The organism is Microcella alkaliphila (assembly GCF_002355395.1).
Classification (GTDB): Bacteria; Actinomycetota; Actinomycetes; order Actinomycetales; family Microbacteriaceae; genus Microcella; species Microcella alkaliphila_A.
Window position 1 is genome coordinate 922,579 of sequence record NZ_AP017315.1, and the last position, 18,437, is coordinate 941,015.

Here is an 18,437-nt window from a genome sequence, read left to right on the forward strand (position 1 = left end):
ATGTGCGCGCCTGCGGCGCGACTGAGGCCTTCGCGTAGGACGAGTCGCGCCTACGAGGCGGCGTCGTCGCGAACCGCGCCGGCGTCGCCTCGCGCGTCGAGCATCCGCAATTGCTCCTGGATGCGCGCCGCGCTCTGAAAACGCACGCCGAGAAGAGCGACATGCTTCCATCGCAGCACGCCATCGGCGTCGATGATGAAGATCGAACGTCGCGTGCCGATGCCGAACATGTTCACGCCGTACTGCTCGACGACGTCGCCCTTCTCATCGGCCAGCAGCGGAAACGACAATCCCTGGCGAGCGGCGAACGATTCGTGGCTTGTCGCGTCTTGCCGACTGATGCCCCACACCTGGGCACCCAGCGCTTCGAAGCCCGCGAGCTCTGACTGGTACGAGCAGAGCTGCGCGGTGCAGGCCGCCGAGTTGTCGGCCGGGTAGAACGCCAACACGACGGGCGCGCCGCGCATGTCGCGCAGAGAGAAGTGCCGGTGCTGTGCGGTGCCGTCAACGACGGTGACGCCGGGCAGCGTGAAGTCGGGGGCGGGGCGGCCAATCTCGAGGGCGGGCATCGCCACAGCGTTACTCGGGTACCCCGAAGACGCCTGGGAACGCGGTCGCCGCCCAGGGGTATCCCACGAAGATCACAGCGTCGAGCACGGAGTGGGCGATCACGAGCGGCATCAGGCGCCCGTAGCGCTGGTACAGCCACCCGAAGATGATGCCCATGGCGACGTTGCCGAAAAATGCCCCGACCCCCTGATACAGGTGGTACGCGCCGCGCAGCAGAGCGCTGGTCAGAATGATCGTCCACGGCCCCCAGCCGAGGTCACGCAGCCGGGCGAAAAGATAGCCGACCCCGATGACCTCTTCGAGCACGCCGGCCCGCACGGCAGCCAAAAGAAGAACAGGTACCGTCCACCAGTACGCGCCGAGGTCGGTGGGCACCACGGTGACGGTGAGCCCGAGTTCGCGACCGCCCAGGTAGACGAACAGCCCAGGAATGCCGATGAGTGCGGCCAGTCCGATCCCGTCGCGGGTGTCACGCCACGGCCGCATGCCATCGATGCCCAGCTTCCCAAGGTGCGGGCGCTGTGGTTGCCAGAGCAGGAAGATCACGAGCGCGACGGGCACGAGGGCTGCGACGGTGCCGAGCAGCTGGTACAGCAGGTCGAATATTTCGCGCTGGTCACGCGACACGTTGATTGATGCCGTTTGCTGGCTGAGGGGAACGTCTCGCGTCGCCCGGTTGATGATGTTGACGATGGAATATAGGGCGCTCATGCCCAGCGACAGGCCGAGGACGATGAGGATTTCCGCGCGGATCCGACGAGGGCTGGAAGGCGGTGAGGACGCGGTCACGTCTCCATTGTGGGGGGACCGCAATCTTGGAGACGCTGTGCCCGTGCTCATGTGAGCATCCCCACAACGGTTGGTGCACGGCGCCCGCACTGTATCTGCACTGAGTAGCGCGCTTCGGCGCACTCGGAGGGGAGGCGCGCACGATTAATGCGCAGGATGCTCGTTTGGCGCATGTAATCGCCGTTTTCCCCAGGCTCGGCTCAATCGCGTTACTGGTGTGTAACGAATGGGCCTAGGGTTTGGCCTTGGTGTGCCCCCCTCTTTAGGGTCATATCCAACAGGCGTAAGGGTGCGCTCGGAACGTGCCCTTGCGATCCACTTGCACAGGAGGAAAATTGCGTATCAGCAGATTCGGGGCCCTGACGGCCACCGTGGCGGCTAGCGCTCTCGTTCTCTCCGCTTGCTCGGCTCCCGAGCCAGGCGCGGAGATCGTAGAGGGTTCGTCGATTGTCGTCGCGTGGAACCAGGCGTTCTACTCGTACAACGATGCAACGTCGTTCGGCAACGCCACGGCCAACGCCAACATCACCTACATGACCAACGCCGGGTTCAACTACTACAACAACGAGCCCGCGCTCGTTCGCGATGAATCGTTCGGTACCTACGAGGTCATCAACGAAGACCCGCTCACCGTCCAGTACACGATCAACGACGACGTCGTCTGGTCGGACGGCACCCCGGTCGACGCAGCCGACATGCTGCTCGCGTGGGCCGCCAACTCGGGCAACGTCAACACGCCGGACTTCGACCCCAGCGAGTTCACCGACCCTGAGACCGGCGAGTTCACCGACGACTTCCCGACCGACGTGGTGTTCTTCGACACGGCGGGTGGCGTGGGTCTGCCGCTGGTCACCCAGACTCCCGAGATCGACGGCAAGTCGATCACGCTCGTCTACGACGAGATCTTCGTTGACTGGGAGCTCGTGTTCGCTGTGGGCGTGCCCGCGCACGTGACCGCCGGCAAGGCTCTCGGCATTGAGGACCCGGCCGAGGCGAAGCAGGCGCTCATCGACGCCGTGCAGAACAACGACACCGAGGCGCTTGCCGCGATCTCGTCGTTCTGGAACTCGGGCTACAACTTCAGCGAGATGCCGGCCGACACTGACCTCGTCATTGGCTCGGGCCCGTACACGATCACCGACTTCGTGGCCGACCAGTACATCACCCTGACCGCCAACGAGAACTACGTCGGTGACCGTCAGCCGCAGATTCAGGAAGTCACCGTTCGCTTCATCAGCGACCCGCTGGCCGCCGTCCAGGCGCTCGCCAACGGTGAGGTTGACGTCATCTCGCCCCAGGCCACGGCAGACGTTGCCGACGCGCTTGCCGCGCTCGACAACATCAACGTTCTTGGTGGCGAAGACGCGGTCTACGAGCACGTCGACCTGCAGTTCGCGAACGGTCGCAATGACACGTTCGAGAACCCGCTCCTCCGCGAGGCGTTCCTCCTCACGATCCCGCGTCAGCAGATCGTCGAGACCCTCATCCAGCCGCTGAACCCCGACGCTCAGGTGCGCAACTCGCAGCTGTTCGTTCCGGGTGCCCCCGGCTACGACGAGACCGTCGAGAACAACGGCATGGCCGAGCGCTTCGGCGAGGTTGACATCGAGCGGGCTCAGGAGCTCATCGCCGAGTCTGGCGTTGACAACCCGCCCGTCTGCATCCTCTACGCGAACAACAACCCGCGTCGTGTCGACATCTTCGCGCTCATCCAGCAGTCGGCTACCCAGGCCGGCTTCGCCGTCGAAGACTGCGGAAGCGCCGAGTGGGGTGGCCTCCTCGGCACGCCGGGCGCCTACGACGCCGTGTTCTTCGGCTGGCAGTCGACGAGCCTCGGCGTGACCAACTCGTCGTCGACGTTCCTCAGCACCGGCGGCAACAACCTGAACTTCTACTCGAACGCTCAGGTTGACGCGCTGCTGAACGAGCTGGACACCACGCTTGACGAGGAGCGACAGATCGAGATCCAGATCGAGATCGACCGCCTCCTGATGGACGACTTCTACGGAGTCACCATCTTCCAGTTCCCGGCAGTGACCGCCTACAGCGACCGAGTGACGGGTGTCAACCCGGGGCCGCTGTCGCCGACCATCTTCTGGAACATCTGGGATTGGGAGCCGACTGACACGAACATCGTCGAGGAGTAAACCTCCGCCGACGACTGACTTTCGCGTCAGTTCTCCCTGAGAGCGCTGGGGTCGCTACAAGCGGCCCCAGCGCTCCCCCCTGGTAGGCACCCTCCTCCCATCCCAGATAGGCACAACCACCCCTATGCTCACGTTCGTCATCCGGCGCCTGATCGCGTCGGTCTTCGTCTTGCTGGCCGCAACGTTCCTCATGTACAACCTGGTCGCCTTCTCCGGTGACCCCCTTGAAGATCTGCGCGCCAGTCAAGCTCCCAACCGGGAGCAACTCATTGAGGCTCGAGTCCGCCAGCTGAACCTGGACGTGATTCCGCCTCTTCGCTACTTCATCTGGTTCGGCGGCATTATTCGCGGAGACTTCGGCGTCAGCGTTGAAGGCCGAGACGTCAACGCGATGCTCGCCCAGGCCATCGGCTCGACCATCCAGCTCGTCACGATCGCGACGATCGTCGCGATCATCCTGGGCCTGATCGTCGGTATCACCACGGCCCTTCGTCAGTACTCCGGCTACGACTACGCCGTCACCTTCATCGCGTTCTTGTTCTTCTCGCTGCCGATCTTCTGGGTCGCGGTACTGCTCAAGCAGTTCGTGGCCATCGGGTTCAACGATTTCCTCGAGCGAAATCCGGTCGTCCCGACCAACGTGATCATCGGCATAGCCGTGGTGTCGGCGATCCTGTGGTCGTCGATCATTCCGGGTAAGTTCCGCCGGAAAGCGATCACCGCGCTGGTGGCGGGTTCCGCCGCGACGATCACGCTGTTCTACATGAACGCGGTCGACTGGTTCAGCGTGCCGCAGATCGGCATCGTTGGGGTGGTCCTCACCGGCGTGGGTGCAGCCTTCGCCATGACCGCGATCATCACGGGGCTGCAGAACCGTCGCGCGCTCATCGCTGCGCTCGTGACGGCCGCCATCGGTGTTGCCTTCTATTTCCCGTTCATGACGTATATCTCGTTCTTCATCACCGAGTGGTGGATGCTCTTGGCGCTTGCTCTCGCGGCCGTGGCCGTGAGCGTGGCCGTCGGTTACTTCCTCGGTGGCCACGACCGCGGCTCGATCATGCGCATCACGGGCTTCACCGGCTTCATTACGGCGTTCGTCATCGCTCTTGATCGCTTCATGCAGGTCTGGCCCGCCTACGCCAACTCGGGCCGCATCCGCGGTCGCCCCATCGCGACCATCGGCTCGTCGACCCCTAACCTTCAGGGCTCGCTCTGGGTGGAGGGCGTCGACATCTACACCCATCTTTTGTTGCCGACGATCGCCTTGATCCTCATCTCATTCGCGACGTACACCCGCTACTCACGCGCGAGCATGCTCGAGGTGATGAATCAGGACTACATCCGCACAGCACGGGCCAAGGGCCTCGCCGAGCGAACGGTCGTCGTTCGTCACGGTTTCCGCAACGCGCTCATCCCCATCGCCACCATTGTCGCCTTCGACATTGGCGGTTTGGTCGGTGGTGCGGTCATCACCGAGACGGTTTTCGGCTGGACCGGTATGGGCCAGTTGTTCGTCAACGGCCTGAATCGCGTTGACCCGAACCCCGTCATGGCCTTCTTCGTCGTCGTCGGCGGTCTGGCGATCCTGTTCAACATGATCGCCGACATCGTCTACGCAATCCTCGATCCGCGAATCCGAGTGTCGTAATCATGACCACTACGCCAGTAAACGAACCGGGACACAACGACCCCGGCACGGTCGAATCCGCTGAAAACGCGATCGAGATGAAGGAGGTCGAGGGCCTCAGCCAGTCTCAGATCGTCCGCCGCCGGTTCTTCCGGCACAAGGGCGCCATGGTCTCGCTCGCGGTACTCGTCTTCATCGTCGTGCTCGCCTTCTCGAGCGTCGGAATCGACTTCCAGATCTTCGAACTCACCGTCAAGACCGCCGGTTGGTGGCAGTGGACGTGGACCGAGATTCCGCCGTCGCAGAACCGCGGTGTGCCAACGCTGAGCATCATCCCCGAGTTCCTCGGCGGCAACGGCATCCGACTCGGCGATCACCCGTTCGGCCAAGACACGGTCGGCCGTGACATCTTCGCGGTTGTCATGCGCGGCACGCAGCAGTCGATCACGATCATGGTGATCGTCGGTTTGCTCGCCACGCTCATCGGCACCGTCATCGGCGCTGTCTCGGCCTACTACCGCGGCTGGGTCGACTCGGTGCTCATGCGCTTCACCGACATCATCATCACGATCCCCGTGCTCGTCGTCGGCGCCGTCGTGGGCCGTGCGATCGGCGGCCAGGGCGCGTTCTTCCTCGCCCTGGTGCTCGGCTTCTTTGTGTGGACTGGCCTCGCCCGTCTGGTGCGTGCTGAAGTGCTGAGCCTTCGAGAACGCGAATTCGTCGACGCCGCCCGCGTTGCCGGTGCGAGCGACAGCCGCATCGTGTTCAAACACATCCTGCCGAACGCGATCGGCGTGATCATCGTCAACACCACGCTACTCATGGCCGCCGCGATCTTGCTCGAGACCGGCCTCAGCTTCCTCGGCTTCGGTGTGACCGCACCCGACACCTCGCTCGGCAAGATCATCAGCGACAACCAGGCGGCGTTCAACACGCGTCCGTGGCTCTTCTGGTGGCCGGGTGTGTTCATCATCGCAATCGCGTTGTCGATCAACTTCATCGGCGACGGCTTGCGCGACGCCTTCGACCCGCGTCAGAAGCGACTGCCCAGTGAGCGCGCACTGAAGAAGGCAGAAGCGGCTCGCGCCGCCGCCCAGGCACGCTGATGCAGGCCCTACAGCGCGGCACCCAGGATGCCGGCGAGCGTGAGACCCGCAAGCGCCAGCAGGGTGGCGACGTGCCAGACGCGCGTCACGGGGCGCGTGTCGGCATCCAGCAGGTTGTCGTCGCGCAAGAGCTCCCAGTGCCGGCGGATGTAATCGGCGGCCTGACCGCTCTCGCTCGCGAGGCTGTCGCCGGGGCGAATCGCGCCGGCGACCTTCGCCGACTCGGTCACCTTCGTGTCGTCGGGGCCGAGGCGGAATACCGTGTAGCGACCCGACGCGGGGGCCGCCCACGCCTCAATGCGGGCTCGCTCGGTGAACAGCGTCAGGGCGAACTTCGTGTCGATGCGCTGAATGGCGCCCCACGGCACGTGCCAGGTCGCAAGCGGGTTTCGCACCGTCACCTCGTCCTCGGTCACCAAAACGCTGGGCGACCAGTACATGGCAATGACGGACGCGGCGCCGAGAACGTACCACCAGCCGTAGCGCGCGAGACCCTCCAGGTCTCCGGCAAACAGGTAGCCCGACAGGGCGCTGGCCGCGATGATCGCGACCACCACACTCAAGACTCGACCGAACACGGGGCGAAAACGCACTGGCTGCAACCGCATGCCACCAGCTTTTCAGACTCTGCCCCCACCACTCTCCTCACAAAGGACGCATCGTGAGCACCACCACCCCCACCCCGACGGCCGTTGAGACGGTTCTCGACGTGCACGGCCTCGGCGTCGACTTCTGGGTCGACGGCGAGTACTACCCGGCAGCCATCGACTTGAACTACCGCGTCAAGCGCGGTGAAGTGCTCGCCATCGTCGGCGAGTCCGGCTCCGGCAAGAGCTCGAGCTCGATGGCCCTTCTCGGCCTGCTGCCGCCCACCGCCCGTGTCACCGGTTCAATCGAACTCCTCGGGCGCCAGATCGCCGGCCTCGACCAGCGCGAGCTGCGCCGGGTGCGCGGAAACCAGATCGCGGTCATCTTCCAGGAGCCGATGACGGCCCTGAACCCCGTCTACACGGTCGGCTTCCAGCTAGTGGAAACCCTCCGCACGCACTTCAGCATGACGCCTGCCGAGGCCAAAGAGCGTGCGATCGAGCTGCTGACCAAGGTCGAGATGCCCGAGCCGGAGATCGCCTTCAACAAGTACCCGCACCAGCTCTCGGGCGGCCAGCGCCAGCGCGCCATGATCGCCCAGGCGATCTCGTGTGACCCCGTGCTGCTCATCGCAGACGAGCCGACTACCGCACTCGACGTGACGGTGCAGGCCGAGATCCTCGAGCTGCTCCGCAGCCTCCGCACGCGCCTCGACTCGGCGATCCTCCTCATCACGCACGACATGGGCGTCGTCGCCGACCTCGCCGACTCGATGATGGTCATGAAGGACGGCCGTGTCGTTGAGCAGGGCACCGCCCTCGACATCTTTACGAAGCCGCAGCACCCCTACACGCAGTCTCTGCTCAGCTCGGTGCCGCACCTCGGCCAGCACTCCACCGACGAGGGCTCCGCCGTCGCCGAGCGCACCGGACAGGACCCGATCCTGTCGTTCAAGGATGTGGCGATCGAGTACCCCAAGCGCGGCCGCGTGCCGGCCTTCCGTGCCGCCGACGGCATCAACCTTGACGTGTATCCGGGTGAGATCGTGGGCCTCGTGGGCGAGTCGGGCTCGGGTAAGACCACCCTGGGCCGCGCCGCCGTCGGCCTCCTTCCCATCAAGGAGGGCACGCTCATCTCGGCCGGCATCGACATTTCGAAGGCGAACGCCAAAGAGCTGCGCCCCCTCCGCCGCAAAGCTGGCATCGTCTTCCAGGATCCGGGCTCGAGCCTGAACCCGCGCATGCCGATCGGTGAGTCGATCGGTGAGCCGCTGTTCCTTGCCGGCGAGGCGAAGGGCGAGGCGCTGTCGAAGCGCGTCGAAGACCTGCTGACGTCGGTCGAGCTGCCGAAGAGCTACCGCAACCGCTACCCCCACGAGTTGTCGGGCGGTCAGCGGCAACGTGTCGGCATCGCGCGCGCCCTCGCCCTCGCCCCCGACCTGTTGATCGCCGACGAGCCGACGAGCGCGCTGGACGTCTCGGTTCAGGCCCGTTTCCTCGACCTGCTGCAGGATCTCCAGCAGAAGTTGCAGTTCGCCTGCCTGTTCATCAGCCACGACCTCGCGGTCGTCGATATGCTCGCGCACCGCATTGCGGTCATGCACCGGGGTAAGCTGGTCGAGCAGGGCCCGCGCGATCAGATTCTGCGCAACCCGCAAGACCCATACACTCAGCGCCTCATCGCCGCCGTGCCGCTTCCCGACCCGGTAGCGCAGCGCGAGCGTCGTGAGAGCCGCCAAGCCACCAAGGACTAATTTTTATGGCGCTCGCCACCCGCTCCGACCTGCGTAACGTGGCGATTGTTGCCCACGTCGACCACGGCAAGACCACCCTGGTCGACGCCATGCTTCGCCAAACCGACTCGTTCGCCGCGCACGCGCACGTCGAAGAGCGCGCGATGGACTCGAACGACCTCGAGCGCGAAAAGGGCATCACGATCCTCGCCAAGAACACGGCGGTGATTTACACCGGCAAGCACTCGGGGGGCCAAGAGATCACGATCAACGTGATCGACACCCCCGGCCACGCCGACTTCGGCGGTGAGGTCGAGCGCGGCCTCAGCATGGTCGATGGCGTCGTCCTGCTGGTTGATGCCAGCGAAGGGCCCCTACCGCAGACCCGCTTTGTGCTGCGCAAGGCGCTTGCGGCGAAGCTCCCCGTCATCTTGCTCGTCAACAAGACCGACCGGCCGGATGCGCGCATCGAGGCCGTCGAGGAGGAAACGCACGACCTGTTGCTGGGTCTCGCCAGCGACCTGCAGGACGAGGTGCCCGACCTCGACGTCGATGCCATCCTCGACCTGCCCGTCATCTACGCCTCCGGCCGTGCCGGCGCGGCGAGCCGTACGCGCCCCGCTGACGGCTCGCTGCCCGACAACGACGACCTTGAGCCCCTGTTCGAGGCCATCCTCGAGCACATTCCGGCTCCGACGTACGACGACGAGCATCCCCTTCAAGCGCACGTGACGAACCTCGACGCCTCGCCGTTCCTGGGCCGTATCGCGCTGCTGCGCATCTTCAACGGCACGCTGAAGAAGGGCCAGCAGGTCGCGTGGGTGCGCCACGACGGCAGCCACCAGAACATGCGCATCACCGAGCTGCTGAAGACGAAGGCGCTCGACCGCTTCCCGGCCGAGTCGGCCATGGCCGGCGACATCGTCGCGATCGCGGGAATCGAAGACATCACGATCGGCGAGACCATCGCCGACCCCGAGGATGTTCGCCCGCTTCCGGCGATCACCGTGGACGAGCCGGCTATCTCGATGACGATCGGCACGAACACGAGCCCGCTCGTCGGCAAGGTGAAGGGCCACAAGCTCACCGCGCGCATGGTGAAGGACCGCCTCGACCGCGAGTTGATCGGTAACGTCTCGATCCGCGTCGTCGACATCGGTCGCCCCGACGCGTGGGAGGTGCAAGGCCGCGGAGAGCTCGCCCTCGCGATCCTCGTCGAGAACATGCGCCGCGAGGGCTTCGAGCTCACGGTCGGCAAGCCCCAGGTCGTCACGAAGACGATCGACGGCAAGCTGCACGAGCCGTTCGAGGCACTCACGATCGACGCGCCGGAGGAGTACCTCGGCGCGATCACCCAGCTGCTCGCCGCCCGCCGCGGCCGCATGGAGGGCATGACGAACCACGGCACCGGCTGGGTGCGCATGGAGTTCCTCGTGCCGAGCCGTGGCCTGATCGGCTTCCGCACCGAGTTCCTCACCACCACCCGCGGCACGGGCATCGCCAACGCGATTGCGCACGGCTACGAGCCGTGGGCCGGCTCGATCGTGGCCCGCAACAACGGTTCGATCGTCGCCGACCGCCAGGGTGTCGTCACCACCAACGCGATGATGGCGTTGCAGGAGCGCATGACATTCTTCGTGAAGCCGACCGAAGAGGTCTACGAGGGCATGGTCGTGGGCGAGAACTCGCGCGCCGACGACATGGACGTCAACATCACGAAAGAGAAGAAGCTCAACAACATTCGCTCGTCGACGGCGGAGGAGCTTGAGCGTCTCACGCCCCCGCGTCAGCTGACTCTCGAGGAATGCCTAGAGTTCGCGTGCGAAGATGAGTGTGTCGAGGTCACGCCCGAGATCGTGCGCATTCGCAAGGTGGAGCTCGACCAGACGTTGCGCGCCCGCGCGACGAGCCGTCTGAAGCGCCAGAACGCCTAAGTCTCACCCAAAGGAGCCCTCCATGGTCACCCGTCATCGTCGTCCTCTTGCCGTCGCCGCACTCGCCGCGACGATCGCGCTGGGCGCGAGCGCCTGCAGCACGGGAACCCCCATCGACAACATTGTCGAGGGTCTCGTCGGTCAGGAAGTCGAACAGATCACGTCGGGCATCGACGAGGAGATTCGCGGGCTGGTCGGCGATGTGCTGGGCGGGGTTGAGCTGACGACCGACGGATCCCTCCCGTCGAGCTTCCCGAAGGGCATTCCGCTCGTCGGTCAGGTGCTGGGCGGCGGGGCTGGGCCGGAGGGTTCTGGCTGGGTCGTGCGCACACGCCTCGACGAGGCGAGCGCTTTTGCCGGGGCGCAGGGCGCTCTGGAGGACGCCGGGTTCACGGCGAGCGGGGTGTCGAGCGACGCCACGAGCGGCTACGGAGCTTTCACCTCGGCCGAGTATCGGGTCGATCTGTCGGTCGCGACCGATGCACAGGGTGAGGTCACGGCGACCTACGTTGTGACACCGCAGTAGCGACTCCGCATATATACGTGTGCATGAAACATCCGGATGCGGGGCGGTAGGCTCTCGCCGTGAAGATCGCGCGTTTCGCTACGGCCGAGGTCGCTGACCCTCGCTACGGAATCCTGGACGACGACGAACTGGTCGTTCTGACCGGTGACCCGATGTTCCACGGGTACGACACGACGGGCGAGCGTGTCCCGCTTGCCGACGCGCGCATCCTCGCCCCCGTGATCCCGCGGTCAAAGGTGATTTGCGTCGGCATGAACTACGCGGCGCACGCGAAAGAGATGGGCCACGACGGGCTGAAGAACCCGCTCATCTTCCTGAAGCCGAACACCGCGGTCGTCGGCCCGGGCGATCCGATCGTCATTCCGCCGGTTGATGGGCGCATCGTGCACGAGGGCGAACTCGCCATCGTCATCGGGTCCGTTGCCAAGCGCGTGAAGCGCGACGACTGGCAGAGCGTCGTGTTCGGCTACACCATCGCGAACGACGTCTCGGCCCGCGACGTAATGTTCGCCGACGGCCAGTGGGCGCGCGCGAAGGGCTACGACACCTTCTGCCCGCTCGGCCCGTTCATCGAGACCGACATCGACCCGACGAACCTCGAGATCGAGACCTTTGTCGACGGCGAGTTGCGCCGCAAGGGCAACACGGCCGACCTCGTTTTCGGTTTCCCCGAGCTCATCGAGTTCATCTCCGACGTCTGGACCCTGCTGCCCGGCGACGTAATTCTCACCGGTACCCCCGACGGGCTGGGCGGCTTCCTCGACGGGCAGACCGTCGACATTCAGATCGAGGGGCTCGGTACCCTTTCGAATCCGGCGAAGAACCGCGACGATCGCGTGGACGCCTAGTCGCATGGTCGTTGTGATACCCCATGGGGTATCCAGTCCGGCGTAGACTGCGGCTCGTGACCGCTCCTTTCGCCGCCGATACCGAGCTCACGGCGGGCGATGTCGCCAGGCTGCAGCGTCGCGTGCGCGGCACGCTCATGGCCGGGCAGGTGCTCGCCGGACTCGGCATGGGGTCGACGCTCTCGCTGGGGGCGCTGCTCGCAGCCGACGTGTCGGGCACGCCCGCGCTCAGCGGCATGGCCGCCACCATGGCAACCCTGGGCGCCGCACTCGCCGCCGTTCCGCTGGCGCGCCTCGCATCCCGCGCCGGCCGCGCACCCGCATTGGCAACGGGCGCAACGATTGCGGCGGTCGGCGGGATGCTCGCCATCGTCTCCGCCGGAATCGGCGCCTTTTGGCTGTTGCTCGTCGCGCTCGCCGCCATCGGCGTCGGCACCGCGGTCAACCTCCAGTCCCGCTTCGCCGCCGCCGACCTCGCGGCCGACGCCACCCGCGGCCGCGACCTCTCCCTCGTCGTCTGGGCAACCACGATCGGCGCGGTCAGCGGCCCGAACCTGATCGGGCCGGGGGAGAGCCTCGGCGCCGCGCTCGGGCTGCCTCCGCTCTCGGGCGCCTTCGTGTTCACCGCCGTCGCTCAGCTGAGCGCGGCAGTGCTCTACGTGGTGCTGTTGCGGCCCGACCCTCTGCGGGTCGCCGCGCGCTGGGAGGTGCAGCGCGCCGATGAGGCGGCGCGCGCATCCGGATTGGCGACGGTGCCCGCGATCGCGACCGGTGATCCCGGTGGCGTGCGCCTGGCGTTCGTCGCTATCGCGCTCAGCCACGCGACCATGGTCGCGGTCATGGCGATGACGCCCGTACACCTCGCCGACCACGGCGCGAGCCTCGTCATCGTCGGATTCACGATCAGCCTGCACATCGCCGGCATGTACGCGCTCGCGCCCGTGTTCGGCATTCTGAGCGACCGGATCGGGCGCTGGGCGACGATTCTCATCGGGCAGGTGCTGCTCGTCGCAAGCCTGCTCTCCACCGCCCTCGGCAGCGAGAGCGAGGCCTGGGTCGTCGTCGGGTTGATCCTGCTCGGACTCGGCTGGAGTGCCGCCACCGTCGCCGGGTCAGCCCTGCTCACCGAGTCGGCGCCGCCCGCCCGCCGCACCATCCTGCAGGGGCGCAGCGACCTCGTGATGAGCGCGAGCGGGGCGGCCGCCGGTGCCGTATCCGGTCTCGTACTGACCGCGATCGGCTACTCGGGACTCTCCTTCGCGGCGCTCGGCCTCGTTGCTGTTGTCGTCGTGCTGCTCATGCTCACTCCGCGCGCCGGGGCGCGGCCGCCCGCCGGTACGCTTGACTCCCGATGACCACCCCCGCCTTCACCACCGCCTCCGGCGCCGACGTGCGCGTCCGCTTCTGCCCCTCGCCGACCGGAACGCCCCACGTCGGGCTCATTCGCACGGCCCTGTTCAACTGGGCGTATGCGCGTCACACGGGGGGCGCCTTCGTGTTCCGCATCGAAGACACCGATGCCGCTCGCGACAGCGAGGAGAGCTACCACCAGGTGCTCGATGCCCTGCGCTGGCTCGGCCTCGACTGGGACGAGGGCGTCGAGACGGGCGGGCCGCACGGGCCGTACCGTCAGTCGCAGCGCGGGGACATCTATCGCGGCATCATCGACCAGCTGGTCGAGGCCGGGCACCTCTACGAGAGCTTCATGACGGGAGAGGAGATCGAGCAGAAGAACATCGAGCTCGGCCGCGACCCGAAGCAGGGCTACGACAACTGGGAGCGCGAGCTCACCGACGAGCAGAAGGCCGCCTACCGCGCCGAGGGCCGCGAGCCCGCGCTGCGCTTGCGCGTGCCCGACAGCGACCTCAGCTTCGACGACCTGGTCCGCGGGGAGATCACGTTCCCGAAGGGCAGCTTCGTCGACTTCGTCGTCGTGCGCCCGAACGGCGCCCCGCTCTACACGTTCGTGAACCCCGTCGACGACGCGCTCATGGGCATCACCCACGTGCTGCGCGGAGAAGATCTGCTGTCGTCGACGCCGCGCCAGATCGCGCTGTACCACGCACTCATTGACATCGGAGTGGCCACCGCGATCCCGCGCTTCGGCCACCTGCCGTACGTCACCGGCGAGGGCAACAAGAAGCTGTCGAAGCGCGACCCCGAGTCGAACCTGTTCCACCACCGCGACCGCGGCTTCATCCGCGAGGGCCTGCTCAACTACCTCTCGCTGCTCGGCTGGTCGCTCACCCACGACCGCGACGTCTTCACGATGGACGAGATGGTGGCCGCCTTCGACGTGGCGAACGTGAACCCGAACCCCGCCCGCTTCGACGTGAAGAAGGCCGAGGCGATCAACGGCGACCACGTACGGAAGCTGGCGATCGACGATTTCGTCGAGCGCAGCATCCCGTATTGCAGCGGAGCCGGCCTCTTCAACGACGTGCCGCGCCCGAGCGAGCGCGCGCTGCTCACCCGCGTCGCCCCGCTCGTGCAGGAGCGCGTGACGCTGCTCGGCGAGGTGCCGGGGCTGGTCGCGTTCCTCTTCACCGAGGACGCCGACCTCGAGATCGAGGCGGATGCACGCGCCTCGCTGGGCGCGGACGCGGCGGCTGTCCTCGACGCCGGAATCACCGCCCTTGAGCCGCTCGACGACTTCACGCCCGAGCCGATCGAGGCCGCGCTGCGCGCCGCCGTCATCGACGGGCTCGGGCTGAAGCCACGCCTCGCCTTCGGCCCGCTGCGCGTCGCCGTGTCGGGCCGGCGGGTGAGCCCGCCGCTGTTCGAGTCGATGGAGCTGCTCGGCAAAGACTCGACGCTTGCCCGCCTGCGGGCGCTGCGCGCCTCGCTGTAGCGCGGCTCAGCGCACGGCGGGCATGCGCCGCACATCGCCGGTTCTCTCGGCGATGGCGACCTGCGCCGGTGGCCGCAGCAGCACCCACGCCGCGGCCATGACGGCGAGCGACCCCGCGAACAGAATCCAGCCGAGCGGCGACTCGCCGTCGTTGATTCCGGCGTACATCTTGTTGAGGTTGAGGCGTGCGCCCGTGCCGAGCACGAGGCCCGTGTGCACGATCGTGAACGCGATGTAGAACCACAGCACGAAGCGGTGGGTTTGGCGCGCCCAGGTGTCTGAGAGCGGGCCGTGGGCGCGCATCCATTTCTCCGGCCATAGGGGCGACAGTCGCAGCCCGGTGGCGAGGGCGAGCGGGGCGGCGACGACGACCGTCGAGGCGTAGGCGAGCTGTTGCAGCGCGTTGTATGACACCCAGCTGTCGTTGCGGGGAAGGTCGAGGGACGCGTACTGCAGCGCCCCCGACAGCGCGTTGGGCACGACGGCCCAGTCGGTGGGGATCAGCCGCATCCAGTGCCCGCTGATGGCGAGCAGCACGACGTAGACGAGGCCGACAGCGAGCCAGCCGACCACGACGACCAGGTGCCACCAGGTGTGGATGCTCATCCGCGTCGGGCGGCGCATGTCGCCCTCGCGCACGCGCCGCGTCCAGAACGCGATCGGCCGCGTCTTCGAGCGAATGTGCAGCCCCGAGCTCACGATGAACAGCAGGAAGAAGCCGTTCAGGAAGTGGGTCCAGCTGAGCCAGCCGGGGTAGCCCTCGGGCGTGCCGGGCGGGGGAGCGTACGTGCCGGGGTAGCTCGCGATGAACTGCGCGACGCTGGGGTCGAGGCGCAGCCAGCGGGCGAAGGCGACCATTGCGATGCCGGTGATGAGCGCCGCCGGAATGAGCCAGATCAGCGTGCGACGACGCGGACGGGCGGGGGCGGTGCTCACGGTTCCACCGTACTGCCGACAGGTGGGGAGACGTGGTGCGCGGGCCCCGCCGTGTCTGGCAGAGTTGAGCGAGTGTCTGACCTGAAACCGCACCGCCGCTGGCCCTGGCTGTCGTGGGTGCCCGCAGTCGTGCTGTCGCTCGCCATCGTCGCGGCGGTGCTGGTTGCGCTGGTCTATGTGCCGCAATTCGCCGACGGCCCGCCACCGCCCGAGCCGGGCCAGGTCGACGACCGCAATTTCTCGCTGTTCACGGAGGAGGGGCTGCAATTCGTTGAGAGCGAGCGCGCCCCGCGCATTGATGTCACCGAGCGACCGGTCTCGGCAGAGACCCTCGGCTTGCCTGATGATGGGGCGCTCACGATCGGTCCGCATCCGACGAATCTCGACTACCGCCTCTCGCTGCTCGTGCGCGGAGAGGCGACGGAAGGTGTGCGGTTCTCGACGGAGAGGTTCACATTGGTGACGGAGCACGGCGCTCTGACGCGGATCGACATCCAGCCGGCCTCGTTCGAGCCGTGGCGGGGTGGCTACCGGGACGTTCAGGGTTTCGTCGCCGAGCGCGGTGCGCGTTATGGCTTCGAGGGCCCGACGCAAGACGACCTGCTCGCGCTGGTGATCGAGGCGCAAGAGTCGGGCGAGCCTGGCGTCATCGTGACCGAGGAGGGGACGGCCACGGGCTTGCCCGTCGCCTCGGAGATCATCTGCTCCGGCTCGGCGTTCTGCACGGCCACGTTCATCGTCACCTTGCCGGTAGGGTAAACTCGCTACTCGGTTCGCCTCCGGGCGGACCCTCTGGCCCCGCCTCTGGTGGGGACGGTGGGGTATGGTGTAATTGGCAACACGGCTGATTCTGGTTCAGTTGTTCTTGGTTCGAGTCCAGGTACCCCAGCCAGTTGGTTCTTACTCAAACCATGGATAAATGAACTAGAGCCGGAACCAACCTGCAGCGAACCTCCCGCCATATCGCGGGAGGTTTTAGCGTTTTCGGGGCCTTCTGAGGCCGCTGTCGGCCTCGTGGCGAGGTGTTGCCCGTATAGCTCGCGGAGGGCCATATTCACGCCCGTGCGGGCGGAGATTACGCTCACGCTCTCCTCGTGCACGTATACCTTGAGCTTCTTGAACAAGGCGGTCAGTAGCTGTAGTTCCCAGTGACGTTGTTCATGCTGCCGTGAGTGAACCGTCCCCGGTTTGATGCCGTTTCCTTTCGAGTCTGGAAGGACAATGTTGATCATGCCCAGGAAGATCCCGAAGGAGACCCGGCAGCGCGCGATGCGGCTGGTGCTTGATCATCTCGATGAGTATCCGAACCTCACCACCGCCTGTCAGACGGTCGCTTCCCGGCTCGGTTTCGGTGCCGAGTCGCTTCGTCGTTGGGTGCGCCAGGCGCAGGTCGACGCCGGTGCGCGCGACGGCCTGACCACGAACGATCTGGAGCGCATTCGGAAGCTGGAACGGGAGAATCGTGAGTTGCGTGAAGCGAATGCGATGGCGGATTCAACCGGTCAGCGCAATGAGTGCTGTGAGATGAAGCAGACGCTGATCTCGGGAGGCATTCGTTGCAGGGCAAGCATGGTCATCTCAGTCGTGAGCAGAAGCAGCTCGCGCTCCGTCTCCACTCGAAGGGGTGGCGGCTCATCGATATCGCCCGCGAGATCGGCTGCACGGCCCCGATGGTCGGCCGCATGGCGCGGGAAGGGCGTCACCTCGACGGGAAGCCGTTCGGCTGGGAGCCGCGCGAGGGGCATCTGACGGTCTTCGATCGTGAGGAGATCCTGGTTGGTCTCGCGCGCGGTGACACGTTGACCGCGATCGCGCTCGCCCTGGGACGGGCGGTGTCGACGGTCAGCCGCGAGGTCAAGCGCGGCGGCGGGCGGGAGGGGTACTCGGCGTGGCGGGCGCATGAGGACGCGCGAGAGCAGGCCCGCCGACCGAAGCCGTTCAAGCTTGACGGTGGACGGCTGCTCGAGGTTGTCGCGACGCAGCTGGAGCAACTGTGGTCTCCGCAGGAGATCGCCGCCCGCCTACGGTTGGAGCATCCCGACGACCCGGAGATGCACGTGAGTCACGAGACGATCTACCAGTCCCTGTTCGTGCAGGGACGCGGGCAGTTGCGCCGCGAGCTTGCCCGCTGCCTGCGGTCAGGGCGTGCGGCACGGAAGTCGCGGACCGCGACGGACCGGCGAGGCCGGCTGCCAGGGATGGTGATGATCAGCGAGCGCCCCGCGGAGGTCGAAGACCGCGCCGTGCCGGGGCATTGGGAAGGCGACTTGATCCTCGGTGAGAACAGTCGCAGCGCCGTGGGAACCCTCGTTGAACGCAGCACCCGCCTCACACTTCTGCTGCACCTGCCCGACGGGAAGAGCGCCGACAAGGTGGAGGCCGCAATGCGCGAGGCGATCACCGCGTTGCCGGCGTCGCTGGCGCGGACGATCACCTGGGATCAGGGCGCCGAGATGGCCAAGCATTCCGAGTTCACGACAGCGACCGGCATCCCGATCTACTTCTGCGACCCGCACTCCCCGTGGCAGCGCGGAAGCAACGAGAACACCAACGGACTGCTACGCCAGTACCTGCCGAAGAGCACCGATCTGAGCATCGTCACCCGCGCTGAGCTGACCGCGATCCAGGACTCGCTCAACGGACGACCACGCAAAACGCTCGGCTATCTGACACCATCGGAGAAGTTCACAGAACTCGTTGCGACCACCGGTTGAATCCGCCGATCCTGCGCGATGCAGCGGTTTTCTTCGCTGGGGAACTCGACCCCCGACGCCGCTGATCCT

16 protein-coding genes and 1 tRNA gene are annotated in these 18,437 nt (G+C 66.3%); 13 read left to right on the top strand and 4 right to left on the bottom strand.

Annotated features, from left to right (window positions below):
* Positions 1-50: 50 nt before the first annotated feature.
* Both CPY97_RS04470 and CPY97_RS04475 read right to left on the bottom strand, forming a co-directional pair.
* Entirely contained in the window at positions 51-569 is a 519-nt protein-coding gene (locus CPY97_RS04470; protein ID WP_096423351.1) for a peroxiredoxin, read from the bottom strand.
* Between the two features lie 10 nt (positions 570-579).
* On the bottom strand, positions 580-1,359 hold the full coding sequence (locus CPY97_RS04475) for a CPBP family intramembrane glutamic endopeptidase (RefSeq protein ID WP_419866115.1): 780 nt from the start codon (positions 1,357-1,359) through the stop codon (positions 580-582).
* 371 nt (positions 1,360-1,730) lie between these two features.
* Here CPY97_RS04475 and CPY97_RS04480 point away from each other — a divergent pair, with 371 nt between their 5' ends.
* From CPY97_RS04480 to CPY97_RS04490, 3 genes are all read left to right on the top strand, one after another.
* Positions 1,731-3,506: an ABC transporter family substrate-binding protein gene (locus CPY97_RS04480; protein WP_231924036.1), complete on the top strand. Its 1,776-nt coding sequence runs from the start codon at positions 1,731-1,733 to the stop codon at positions 3,504-3,506.
* 124 nt (positions 3,507-3,630) lie between these two features.
* Positions 3,631-5,154 carry an ABC transporter permease gene (locus tag CPY97_RS04485; RefSeq protein WP_096420968.1) on the top strand — a complete coding sequence of 508 codons (1,524 nt, stop codon included), beginning with the start codon at positions 3,631-3,633 and terminating at the stop codon, positions 5,152-5,154.
* Positions 5,155-5,156: 2 nt separating this feature from the next.
* Complete coding sequence (locus CPY97_RS04490) at positions 5,157-6,239, top strand: ABC transporter permease (RefSeq protein ID WP_096420969.1); 1,083 nt, start codon at positions 5,157-5,159, stop codon at positions 6,237-6,239.
* A gap of 8 nt (positions 6,240-6,247) precedes the next feature.
* Here CPY97_RS04490 and CPY97_RS04495 read toward each other — a convergent pair whose 3' ends face one another.
* Positions 6,248-6,847: a PH domain-containing protein gene (locus tag CPY97_RS04495; protein WP_096420970.1), complete on the bottom strand. Its 600-nt coding sequence runs from the start codon at positions 6,845-6,847 to the stop codon at positions 6,248-6,250.
* 53 nt (positions 6,848-6,900) lie between these two features.
* Between CPY97_RS04495 and CPY97_RS04500 the strand changes: the two genes are divergently transcribed.
* Genes CPY97_RS04500 through gltX form a run of 6 tightly spaced genes read left to right on the top strand, consistent with a single transcriptional unit; the run spans position 6,901 to position 14,718 of the window.
* A complete protein-coding gene (locus CPY97_RS04500) occupies positions 6,901-8,580 on the top strand; it encodes a dipeptide ABC transporter ATP-binding protein (protein ID WP_096420971.1) in 1,680 nt (559 codons plus the stop codon).
* Positions 8,581-8,585: 5 nt separating this feature from the next.
* The gene (gene typA / locus CPY97_RS04505) at positions 8,586-10,493 is read left to right on the top strand and encodes a translational GTPase TypA (protein ID WP_096420972.1); all 1,908 of its coding nucleotides are present in this window, start codon (positions 8,586-8,588) and stop codon (positions 10,491-10,493) included.
* Positions 10,494-10,515: 22 nt separating this feature from the next.
* Positions 10,516-11,019: a hypothetical protein gene (locus CPY97_RS04510; protein WP_096420973.1), complete on the top strand. Its 504-nt coding sequence runs from the start codon at positions 10,516-10,518 to the stop codon at positions 11,017-11,019.
* Positions 11,020-11,078: 59 nt separating this feature from the next.
* Positions 11,079-11,867 carry a fumarylacetoacetate hydrolase family protein gene (locus tag CPY97_RS04515; RefSeq protein ID WP_096420974.1) on the top strand — a complete coding sequence of 263 codons (789 nt, stop codon included), beginning with the start codon at positions 11,079-11,081 and terminating at the stop codon, positions 11,865-11,867.
* Between the two features lie 56 nt (positions 11,868-11,923).
* Positions 11,924-13,222, top strand: a complete 1,299-nt coding sequence (locus CPY97_RS04520) for an MFS transporter (RefSeq protein WP_231924037.1) — start codon at positions 11,924-11,926, stop codon at positions 13,220-13,222.
* Positions 13,219-14,718, top strand: coding sequence for a glutamate--tRNA ligase (gene gltX, locus CPY97_RS04525; protein ID WP_096420976.1), 1,500 nt, complete (start codon positions 13,219-13,221; stop codon positions 14,716-14,718). Before CPY97_RS04520 ends, gltX begins: the two co-directional genes overlap by 4 nt.
* 6 nt (positions 14,719-14,724) lie before the next feature.
* Here gltX and CPY97_RS04530 read toward each other — a convergent pair whose 3' ends face one another.
* A complete protein-coding gene (locus CPY97_RS04530) occupies positions 14,725-15,654 on the bottom strand; it encodes a cytochrome b/b6 domain-containing protein (RefSeq protein WP_197702255.1) in 930 nt (309 codons plus the stop codon).
* A 129-nt stretch (positions 15,655-15,783) separates the two neighbouring features.
* Here CPY97_RS04530 and CPY97_RS04535 point away from each other — a divergent pair, with 129 nt between their 5' ends.
* The 4 genes from CPY97_RS04535 (at position 15,784) to CPY97_RS04550 (ending at position 18,368) form a co-directional block, all read left to right on the top strand.
* A complete protein-coding gene (locus tag CPY97_RS04535) occupies positions 15,784-16,413 on the top strand; it encodes a hypothetical protein (protein WP_150129190.1) in 630 nt (209 codons plus the stop codon).
* A 58-nt stretch (positions 16,414-16,471) separates the two neighbouring features.
* Positions 16,472-16,546 (top strand) — tRNA-Gln (locus CPY97_RS04540).
* Between the two features lie 338 nt (positions 16,547-16,884).
* Complete coding sequence (locus tag CPY97_RS13670; RefSeq protein ID WP_161494063.1) at positions 16,885-17,403, top strand: transposase; 519 nt, start codon at positions 16,885-16,887, stop codon at positions 17,401-17,403.
* The gene (locus CPY97_RS04550; protein WP_231924029.1) at positions 17,337-18,368 is read left to right on the top strand and encodes an IS30 family transposase; all 1,032 of its coding nucleotides are present in this window, start codon (positions 17,337-17,339) and stop codon (positions 18,366-18,368) included. The genes CPY97_RS13670 and CPY97_RS04550 overlap by 67 nt, the downstream gene beginning before the upstream one ends.
* Positions 18,369-18,437: the final 69 nt, after the last annotated feature.